Raw genomic sequence first — 9339 nt, forward strand, 5'->3', positions numbered from 1 at the left:
CCTCGGGCGGATCGCGATGGATCAGGGGTGCTTGTGGATGGGGTCGACCCAGTGGACGGTCTCGGGCCTCTCGACGGGCTCGACATCGGTGATGTTGACGACCACTGCCTCGTTGTCCGAGCGCACCAGCACGCAGTGCAGGGGCTGGTCCGGATCGGCGTTGATCTCCTGGTGGGGCACGTAAGGCGGCACGAAGATGAAGTCGCCGGGACCGGCCTCGGCCACGTATTCCAGCCGCTCGCCCCAGCGCATCCGGGCGCGGCCGGAGACGACGTAGATCACGCTCTCCAGCGCGCCGTGATGATGGACGCCGGTCTTGGCGTCGGGCGCGATCGCGACGGTGCCGGCCCAGATCTTCTGGGCGCCGACCCGGGCGTGGTTGATCGCGGCCTGGCGGAACATGCCCGGCGTCTGGGCCGTGTTGGCGTCGAGCCTGTCGCCCGGGATCACCCGCACGCCGTCGTGCTTCCAGCGCTCGGCCGGCGCGGCGTCGGCATCTTGCCCATGATCATGGCTGTGGTACGTGTCGTCGTGCATGTGCGGCGTCCTGCCTTGCCCGTCTCGGCCGCTCACCTTAGCGCGGCGCAGGGCTCGAAGCTCGCGTCCAGAATGGCCTCGGCCCGCGGGGCGCGCGCCGCCGGGATCAGGCTGCTGCGCACGTAGAGGTCGATGTTGCGCTGCTCGTCGGCGATCACCTCGGCGTCGATCGGGACGGCCCGGTACCGGGCGCGGGAGAACCAGCGCAGCGGCACCGCCTCGGGCAGCCCGATGAGCCTCGACCAGACGGCGGCGTAGGGCGCGGGGTCGGCGAGCGCCCATTCACGCGCCTTCACCAGCCGGCGTCCGAAATCCGCGAGCAGCGCGCGCTTCGCCTTGAGGGCGCCGTCGCTGGCGACCGCGAAGCTGAGGCCCGGCGTGATCCCGTTGCTGTCGCGCAGGACGCGGGCGAGGCCGGCGAGCTCGGCCGTCGAGGTGTAGGGCTCCCAGGTCGACCAGGCGTCGACGCTCCCGCTGGCGAGCGCGATCTTGGCGTCGGCGGGCGGCAGGAAGCTGAAGGTGACGGCACTGGCCGGAAGCCCGGCCTCCTCCAGGGCGGCGAGCACCAACTGATGCCCGATCGAGCCGCGATTGGTGGCGATGCGCTTGCCCTTGAGGTCGGCGACGCTGCGGATCGGCGAGGCCTGCGTCACCAGGATGGCGAGCCCGTCCTGCCGGTTGCGGAAGGCGAGTAAGGCCTTCACCGGCACGCCAGCGGCGGCCGCGAAGGTGAAGGGCGCGTCGCCGACTCCGCCGGCATCGATCGCCCCGGCGTTCAGCGCCTCGAGGAGCGGCGCCGCGGCCGGGAACTCGCTCCATTCCAGCCGGTATGGAAGGTCGGCGAGGACGCCGGCCGCCTCCATCAAGGCGCGGGCGTTGCCGCGCTGGTCGCCGACGCGCAGGACCGCGTCCCGGGCGCCGGCCGGAGCGACCGGGCCGAGCAGCGCGAGGAGCACGAGCAGGAGGCGCATCAGGCGGCGTCCGCCTCGTCGCCGCGCCGGGCGAGCAGGGTCCGGAAGGTCGGGAGCAGCTCGCGGCCGTAGCGGATCGCGTCCTCCAGCGGGTCGAAGCCGCGGATCAGGAAGGTGCGCACCCCGAGCGCGTGGTAGTCGAGGAGGGCCTCGGCGACCTGCTCGGGCGTGCCGACGAGGGCGGTGGAATTGCCCGCGGCGCCGGTCTCGGCCGCGATGGCGGTGTAGAGACGACGATCGAGGCGCGAGCCCTTGGCCGAGGCCGCGAGCAGCCGGCGCGAGCCCTCGTTCTGCGGCGTCGCGGCGGGGCCGAGGCCCCGTGCGGCGCGGAGCGCACGGGTGCGCGCCAGGGTCTCCTCCGCACGCGCCCAGGCTTGCTCCTCCGTATCCCCAAGGATCGGCCGGAACGACAGGCTGAGGCGCGGCGCGCGGCCGTGGGGCGCCGCGGCGGCGCGCACGCGGGCGATGGCCTCGCGGACCTGATCGAGGCTCTCGCCCCACAGCGCGTAGGTGTCCGCGTGGCGCCCGGCCACCGCGATGGCGGCGGGCGAGGCCCCTCCGAAATAGACCGGGATGCCCCCGCGCCGCACCGGCTTCACCTCGGAGAAGCCGCCCGCGATCCGGTAATGCGTGCCGGCGAAATCGAAGGGCTGGGCCGAGGTCCAGACCTGGCGCGCGATCGTCAGGAACTCGTCGGTGCGGGCGTAGCGCTCGTCCTTGGTCAGGTGGTCGCCGTCCTGCGCCAGCTCGCGGTCGTCGCCGCCGCTGATGGCGTGGATGGCGACGCGCCCGCCGGTGAGCTGGTCCAGCGTCGCGAACTGGCGCGCCGCCACCGTCGGCGCCGTGAAGCCGGTGCGGTGGGCGATCATCAGGCCGATGCGCTCGGTCATCGAGGCGATGTAGCCCGAGAGCAGCAGCGCGTCCGGCTCGGTGGCGTAGAAGGCCACCAGGATCCGGTCGAACCCGCCCCATTCGTGCGCCTGGGCGAGCAGCCGCAGGTACTCGCGGTCGATCGCCGGCCCTTCGGCCGCATGCGTCTCGGACTGGTAGCGCGGGGCGGCGAAGCCGATGAACTCGATCGCTTCGGGGCCGATGAGGCTCATGGCAGGTGTCTCCTCTAGAGGCCCAGCGCGGCCCGGCCCGCGGCGGCGCGGACGGCGTCGTGCTGCGGCCAGTGGATGCGCCCGCACACCACGTCGCGCAGGTGCCGCTCCAGCGGGTTTTTCCGCGAGAGGGCGGGGTTGCCGGTCAGCTCCACGGCGCGCTGGACCACGGCGATGGCGTTCTCGGTGGCGGTGAGCTTCAGGAATCCCGCCTCTTCCACGCTCGGCCAAGCCCCGGCATCCACGTCGGCGGCGAGGTGGCGGATCCAGCGCGCGTTGAGGGCGAGCAGCCGCTCGTTCTCGCCGACCGCCTCCTGGAAGCGCGGAAGGCTCGAGAGCGGCGCGCCCAGGCTCCCCGGCGTGCGCGTCTGGGCGAAGCGGACGAACCAGGCCTGCGCCGCCCGCGCGACGCCGTCGTAGAGCGCCGCGAGGAGCGTGGTGCTCCAGGCCTGCTGGCTGTGATCGGGCCGGCGCCACTCCTCGAGCCGGCGCAGGTCGACGGCGTGATCGGCCGGGACCTCCACGCCCTCGAACACCACGTCGTGGCTGCCCGAGGCGCGCAGGCCAAGATGGTCCCAGCTCTCCTCGATCCGCACCCCAGGGGAGGCCAGCGGCACGAGGAGGTTGCCGATGCGCGGCTCGGCCTCGTCGGTGCGGGCGAAGACGATGCCGTAGGCGAGCGCGGGGCTGCCGGTGGAGAAGATCTTGCGGCCCTCGATCCGCCAGCCGGCCGGGGTGGCCCGCGCCACCGTCGCCGGCAAGCCGCCGCGGGCCGGCGTGCCGAGTTCGGGCTCGACCCGCAGGGCATTGATGAGCGCGCCGTGCTCGACCGCGGCGCGTCCGACCGCCGCCGAGGCCGAGCGGGGCCAGGCGGATTCGTGATGGATGATGCCGTGCTGGAGGAGGTGCATCGCCAGGACCAGCGCCGTCGAGGGATCGCCCTCGGCGAGCCGGCCGACGACGGCGGCCGCCCGGGCGAGCCCCGCGCCCTGCCCGCCGAGCTCGCGCGGCACCGTCAGCGCCAGCAGGCCGGCCGCGCGCAGCCCGGCGACGTTCTCGTGGGCGAAGCCGCCCGTGCGGTCATGCTCGGCCGCGCGCTCGGCGAAGGCCCGCGCCAGGGCGGCGACGTCGTCGACGGCGAAGGGAGCACTCATCGGCAGCGGCAATCGTTCGGCAGGGCCCTCCCGTCCGCAGGAAGCAGGGCAACGACCGGGGTCCAGGCCGTCCGAAGGTCCGGCCGCGGCGCGCGAAAGTCAACGAGAACGTTCTTTTTAAAGGACGGAGAAGGAGAGGATTTTGTTTGTCGCTCGCGGGCGCTCGGAGGAGACTGGCCTCCTGAGACCGTCGATCGTCGGATCGGACGCGGCGAAATGGGCCGCGCAGTTGCGCCGGCGGGGACGGGCATCGAAGCGCGACGGAACCCTGTCCATTTTACAGAACGCTGCGTGCCGCTCCATCGCTCAGGCGCCACCTGGCCGAGCCGGGTGGCCGCGGATGGCTCGTTCTACGGATCGCGGCCGAGGCGCAACGTCCGATCCAACATCGCCATCGACTTTGGCAGCACATTCCAGGGCTGACAGCGTAGATTTTCCTCGTCGATAGCCCCTCGACTCATCTTCTTTGGCCCGAGCCAAGGTGCGGACCGGATGAATACCATCACCCACAAGTCTCCCGCCGCTCTCGGCCGCTGTTGTCGTCCCTCGCTGCGCGCAAGGCACGGATCGGACACACCAGCGAAGCGGGAACACGATCATGAGAGAGCACATCAGGCAGGATGACGCCGCGCCATCGGGAGCCCTCGCGGCGTCCGTCCGGCGTCGGCAGCGATACCCAGTCCCACGCCTCTACGGCCGGGCGGCCTTCGCGGCGGCGGTGGAGGACGGGTTCACGCCGGACGAGGTCGGGCGGGTGCTCGCGGGCCGCAGGGTCGTCGACGCCTTCCCCGTCTGGGGCGGCGAGAGCGTCTCGAGCTACGCCCACCGCGCCGTCTCCGAGATGATGATGGCCTACGTCGCCCAGGACGACGTGGCCCAGGATTTCGCGAACTGAGCGGGCGGCGACGCCCTTCGCGCCTGTACGAGTTGCCGCGGAAGCGATCGACGACCGACATTCCGCTCTGCCGTTACGGATCGGCGCCACGACCGCGGCAGGGCTGCCGTTCGACCTTGCCGCGCCAGTGGGGTTGGGGTCTGAACTCGATCAGCTTGGTCACGCCAAGGTCTGGAAAGGGTGGAGAGCGGAAATTGGCGTCGCGCCGAAAAGCGGACGTTCAGCTGCCCAACTAACCTTGCTTAACATGTCGCCCGGCCCATTTACCGCGGTAACCAATCCCTCAACGTCTGGAACGTTTGACGCGCGCCGGTGACGACCGCGTCGTGAGAGGAGGACTCGATGCCGAGGAGACGATCCTGGAACGCTCGCCACATCGGAGCGGTCGCGGCCTTGCCGTATCCTAGGAAATAGGCACATGCGCCGTCGGAAATCTCCGGACCGTGCAGGTGCCGGACGTGGCGTGAAATTACCTGCCCGCCCAGCGTCGAGCCTTCGACCACGTACATCGCCCCGACCATGGAGGCACGGTCACTGAGGAAGGTAAGCGCTTCAATTCGGGGAAGGGCTGCAATGGCGTCCGGTGAGAAGCCAAGGTGGTGAAGATCGCGCTCGATGAGGTGAAGCTTGCCGCGCCCGTCCAGGCCTACGAATGGTGGCTTCGTCTCTAATAGGGGTTCGAAAACGGCGTGGAATCCCCACCACCGTGCCAGTAGCCTCGTGTATCCTTTAAGCGTCGCCATGCGGCGCTCCCAGTCGAGGTCTAGCTCTAGTCCCTCGTGGAGGTCGCGGGTCCGGTTACGGAGTTGGTCGATCAGCGCGACTGCGCCGACCCCGGCAGCGTTAGCCATTGTGATCCCAAAATAAACAGAATAGGGCCTTTCCCGAAGCAGCCATTTGGCGCCCACCTGCTGCCCAATGACTTATGCTGAATGGCGAACCAGGATTCTCAAGACTCCGAAAATGGACGGCTCATCGTAAGTCTTAGGAGCAAAAGGCACGTACCTCAGGTAACCTGGAACGCTGGCATTGACGCCATAGGTGGTCCCGAACAGGAGCGGCACCTGCCGTCTCGTCGACACACTCCAGACCTGTCACCAACCGACGAGCCTTTCACAAGGCAAAGGCCCGCCGCAACGCATCGACGTCGTAGGGCTTCTTGACCACGTGCACCTCGTCAAGGTCTGCTGGGATCTTGAAGCTTTCGCCATAACCCGTGGCGAAAGCGTAGGGGATGCCGAGCTCCACAAGGCGTCGTGCGACAGGGATGCTTGTTTCGGATCCGAGGTTCACATCGAGGAGGGCTCGATCAGGTGGTGATGCCTCGATCAGGCGCAAGGCATCTCTGGTCGAAGCGGCCATATCGATGGTTTCGACGCCCAAGGTGGTGAGCAGCTCTTCGGCCTCCAAAGCAATGATCATGTTGTCCTCCACGACCAACACCGTGCCAGCGAGTTGAAGTGGCGCGTCCGACTTTTCGTGGATGGCTGCGGTCTCTGGGATCGGCGGAGCGGCGCGGACGAAGGTGGGTGGTAGCGTAAAGCGCGCCTCCACCCCGGTGAGTTCGTAGCGGATCTCTGCCTCGCCCTTGAGCTCGTAGGGAATGGAGCGCTCGATGATGGTCGTTCCAAAGCCGCGTCGCGTCGGGGCGCGGACGGTCGGACCTCCGCTCTCGCGCCAGTTGAGTACGAGATAGTCTTGGGCATCACGCTCCCAACTTATCTCGACTCGGCCGTGGTTGTCGCAAAGAGCGCCGTACTTAGCAGAATTCGTCATCATCTCGTGGACAACTAGTGCCACTGTCGAGAATGCCTGCGGCTCTAGCAACACGTCGGTTCCGTCGAGGACAAGACGTCCGGCCTTGGCGCCGAGGTAGGCGCCTGCCTCTAGGAGAATGAGCTTGCGCAGGGAGCCCGGTCCCCAGTTCGCAGTCGTGATCTGGTCGTGTGCCCGGGCAAGCGCCTGAATGCGGCTGCCGATCAGTGCCGCGAACTCTTCGCCACTGAGCTCGCTGGAGCGGCTCTGCGTGACGACCCCACGGATCAAGTTGAGGATGTTGCGAACCCGGTGGTTGAGCTCTGCGATGAGGAGTTCCTGCCGTTCCTGGGCGACCTTGCGTTCTTTCTCCGCCGAGTCCGTGAGCCTCAGGATTACCTCCAGCAGGGTGACACGCAGCCCCTCCGCAGCTCGCAACTCGACATCTGTCCAGGGAAGCGAGCGCCCGTGTACGACCTCGCGCCAAGCCTCGAAGCTCTTGCGCGGCGTGAGCCTGATTCCGTTTGGGCCTGGGCTTGCCGGCTTCTCCGGATTGCCCGCCCAGGTCACCGTTCGCGAGACCTCGGAGCGAAAGAACACTAGGAAATCGCGCGGCGTGCGAGAGACCGGGACGGCAAGCATGCCAGCGGCCCGGACGGTGAAGTCCCGTCCAGGCTCGTGCACGCGCCCGATTTCGTCGGTGGCATAGGGTCGGCTTGCCGCGGTACGGTTAAGAAAGCGCACGAGGCCGGCAAATTCCTCCGCTGTTGGGGTCGCGCCTTGAAGCGTAACCTCACCGTTCACCCACAATCCGACGCCGTCGCAAGACACGATGCCTGCGACCTCATCAAGGAACCCCGAGAGGTCTTCCAGGCTCGTGCCGCCCGATGCGAGCGCACTCATCAAACGGGTGTGGATCTCGCGAGAGCGTCCCTCCTGGGCAGCCTCGACCTCCCGCTCCCGGCTTTCCAGGATCCACGAGAACATCTGCCCGAATAGCTCGGAGCCAGTGCGGCGTTCCAGCGAGATATGGCGGGGCTCCATATGGTGGCAGGCAAACAGCCCCCAGAGGCGGCCGTTGCGCAAAATGGAGACGGACAGTGAGGCGGCCACGCCCATGTTGCGCAGGTATTCGAGGTGGATGGGCGAGACCGTGCGCAGGGTCGAGAGCGAGAGGTCGAGCGGCGCGCCGTCGGGGTCGCGAGCGGGCACTACCGCGGCGCCGGGCGCATCGACGTTGGCGATGATGCGCAGCCAGTTGCGCTCGTACAGCGCCCTAGCCTGCTTTGGGATGTCAGAGGCCGGATAGTGCAGGCCAAGGTAGCGATCGAGGCCAGAGCGCACGGCTTCTGCGATGACCTCACCTGAGCCATCGGGCGCGAAGCGGTAGACCATGACCCGGTCGAAGCCGGTGAGTGCCCGCATCTGCCGGGCGGCCTCGCGGCAAAAGGGCTCGAACCCGACAGTCTGCTGAAGGCGCGAGACCATGCTACGCACGAGGTTGCCGGCGCTGAGGTGCTCGGGCGCGCTGGGCTCTGCCTCGATAACGATGGAGCCGCCCGACAGGTGCAGGGCTACATCAAAGCTGGCTTGGCCTTCGAGAAGGTGGACGCCGAAGACCCGGTCAACAGCGTCCGGTCCCCGCAGGGTCTGAAGGTGGCCTCGCAGAATGTGGATGGCCTCACCGTCCAGGAGTTTGTCGAGCGGCAGGCCAAGCATCTCGTCGACCTGGCGGCCGAGCCAGCTCGGCGCATTCACGCTAGCCCGCGTCACGATCCAATCTGGAGAGACGGCCAGCAGAAAGCCGAACGGTTGGACCGCCCCAAGGATATGGATGGGCTCGCGGTCGCACGAGGACAGGTCGACAGATGCGGTCGCGTGACCGACAGTGGTCTGGGTCATGGATTGGGAAGCTGTGGACGCGAACCGCCACTCGGTTCGCCATGCGTCCTCATTCAACGCATTCAGGGCAAACCCGTGGCAAGCGATGGGAAGGAAGCGCTAAAACGCTCGCCGTCGGTGCTTTCCGGTTGCGATCGTCGTCCTTCCATAAGACCGCCGAAGCCTTCTCTCAGGTTGTGTGGTTTTCGATGGAAGTCGCAGCCCCGCAAAAGGCACTCAGGCTTTAAGCACCGTCTGGGTCCTTATACGTCCTACCAACGCTCTCGTTTGCTCAGGCCAATGCCCCTGACCGTCGATCCTCTGCCATCCCGAGTGATCCGGCCAGGAACGCTCGCGCACGGGACACTCGGCTCTTCGCAGTCCCCGCTTGGCAGCCCATGACTTCGGCAGCCGCCTCGTAGGTCAGGCCTTGTGCGCCCACGAGCAACAGTGCCTCACGCTGGACTGGCGGCAGTTTGGCGAGGGTGGTCCAGACCTGTTGCAGCTCGATCCCATGCTCCTGGGATGGCAGAGCAACCAGCTTGCCTGCATGAACCCCGTCCGCATCCTCGACCTCACGCTTGCGTCTGCGGTGCTCGGAGTAGAGATGATTGCGCATGATGGTGCACAGCCAGGCCATGAAGTTCGTGCCTGGACGAAAGCTCGCTTGATGCTGCCACGCCTTCAGCAGTGTCTCTTGAAGTAGGTCATCGGCTCGGGTGGGGCTGCCAGTCAGCGATAGGGCAAACGCCCTCAGGCCCGGAAGGGCCGCCAGCAGATCACCGCGGAAGTCAGAAGCGGGTGCCGTCCCGTCCGTGAGGAGGCCAGCGTCGAGCTGTGCGATCAGATCGAGGAAGCGACGCGGCTGCTCCTCGACGACCAGGGAGGCGTAGAGCCTCTTCAGCTCCGAGCCGAGGTGATCCTGCACCTGCCGAGAGATCTCGTGCGTCGAAGATGGCGATCCGTGATCTGTCCGAGACAGCACCGTATCGACTTGGTCAGCTTGCATCGCCTCATCCGCGTCCTCGCTCCAGGACGTCTCC

8 protein-coding genes are annotated in these 9339 nt (G+C 67.8%); 1 reads left to right on the top strand and 7 read right to left on the bottom strand.

From position 1 onward, the window contains the following. Positions 1–21: 21 nt before the first annotated feature. From MFF55_RS18055 to MFF55_RS18070, 4 genes are read right to left on the bottom strand one after another with little or no spacing between them, the layout of a single operon-like run. On the bottom strand, positions 22–537 hold the full coding sequence (locus MFF55_RS18055) for a cupin domain-containing protein (RefSeq protein ID WP_238245492.1): 516 nt from the start codon (positions 535–537) through the stop codon (positions 22–24). Between the two features lie 32 nt (positions 538–569). Further along, positions 570–1508: an ABC transporter substrate-binding protein gene (locus MFF55_RS18060; protein WP_238245493.1), complete on the bottom strand. Its 939-nt coding sequence runs from the start codon at positions 1506–1508 to the stop codon at positions 570–572. Then, a complete protein-coding gene (locus tag MFF55_RS18065; RefSeq protein WP_238245494.1) occupies positions 1508–2611 on the bottom strand; it encodes an LLM class flavin-dependent oxidoreductase in 1104 nt (367 codons plus the stop codon). The genes MFF55_RS18060 and MFF55_RS18065 overlap by 1 nt, the downstream gene beginning before the upstream one ends. A gap of 14 nt (positions 2612–2625) precedes the next feature. Further along, positions 2626–3765, bottom strand: a complete 1140-nt coding sequence (locus MFF55_RS18070; protein ID WP_373874831.1) for an acyl-CoA dehydrogenase family protein — start codon at positions 3763–3765, stop codon at positions 2626–2628. A gap of 598 nt (positions 3766–4363) precedes the next feature. Between MFF55_RS18070 and MFF55_RS18075 the strand changes: the two genes are divergently transcribed. After that, the gene (locus MFF55_RS18075; RefSeq protein WP_238245495.1) at positions 4364–4660 is read left to right on the top strand and encodes a hypothetical protein; all 297 of its coding nucleotides are present in this window, start codon (positions 4364–4366) and stop codon (positions 4658–4660) included. 263 nt (positions 4661–4923) lie between these two features. Here MFF55_RS18075 and MFF55_RS18080 read toward each other — a convergent pair whose 3' ends face one another. The 3 genes from MFF55_RS18080 to MFF55_RS18090 form a co-directional block, all read right to left on the bottom strand. Beyond that, complete coding sequence (locus tag MFF55_RS18080; protein ID WP_238245496.1) at positions 4924–5511, bottom strand: biliverdin-producing heme oxygenase; 588 nt, start codon at positions 5509–5511, stop codon at positions 4924–4926. Positions 5512–5773: 262 nt separating this feature from the next. Next, on the bottom strand, positions 5774–8317 hold the full coding sequence (locus tag MFF55_RS18085; protein ID WP_238245497.1) for an HWE histidine kinase domain-containing protein: 2544 nt from the start codon (positions 8315–8317) through the stop codon (positions 5774–5776). Between the two features lie 271 nt (positions 8318–8588). Beyond that, a complete protein-coding gene (locus MFF55_RS18090; protein WP_238245502.1) occupies positions 8589–9305 on the bottom strand; it encodes a NepR family anti-sigma factor in 717 nt (238 codons plus the stop codon). Positions 9306–9339: the final 34 nt, after the last annotated feature.

Origin of the sequence: Methylobacterium iners (genome assembly GCF_022179305.1) — a bacterium.
Taxonomy (GTDB): Bacteria; Pseudomonadota; Alphaproteobacteria; order Rhizobiales; family Beijerinckiaceae; genus Methylobacterium; species Methylobacterium iners.

What these genes read in the sequence shown, in the direction of transcription:
- MFF55_RS18085 (WP_238245497.1), bottom strand. Translation starts at nt 8,317, where the DNA reads ATGACCCAGACCACTGTCGGTCACGCGACCGCATCTGTCGACCTGTCC.
- MFF55_RS18075 (WP_238245495.1), top strand. Translation starts at nt 4,364, where the DNA reads ATGAGAGAGCACATCAGGCAGGATGACGCCGCGCCATCGGGAGCCCTC.
- MFF55_RS18055 (WP_238245492.1), bottom strand. Translation starts at nt 537, where the DNA reads ATGCACGACGACACGTACCACAGCCATGATCATGGGCAAGATGCCGAC.
- MFF55_RS18080 (WP_238245496.1), bottom strand. Translation starts at nt 5,511, where the DNA reads ATGGCTAACGCTGCCGGGGTCGGCGCAGTCGCGCTGATCGACCAACTC.
- MFF55_RS18060 (WP_238245493.1), bottom strand. Translation starts at nt 1,508, where the DNA reads ATGCGCCTCCTGCTCGTGCTCCTCGCGCTGCTCGGCCCGGTCGCTCCG.
- MFF55_RS18090 (WP_238245502.1), bottom strand. Translation starts at nt 9,305, where the DNA reads ATGCAAGCTGACCAAGTCGATACGGTGCTGTCTCGGACAGATCACGGA.
- MFF55_RS18065 (WP_238245494.1), bottom strand. Translation starts at nt 2,611, where the DNA reads ATGAGCCTCATCGGCCCCGAAGCGATCGAGTTCATCGGCTTCGCCGCC.
- MFF55_RS18070 (WP_373874831.1), bottom strand. Translation starts at nt 3,765, where the DNA reads ATGAGTGCTCCCTTCGCCGTCGACGACGTCGCCGCCCTGGCGCGGGCC.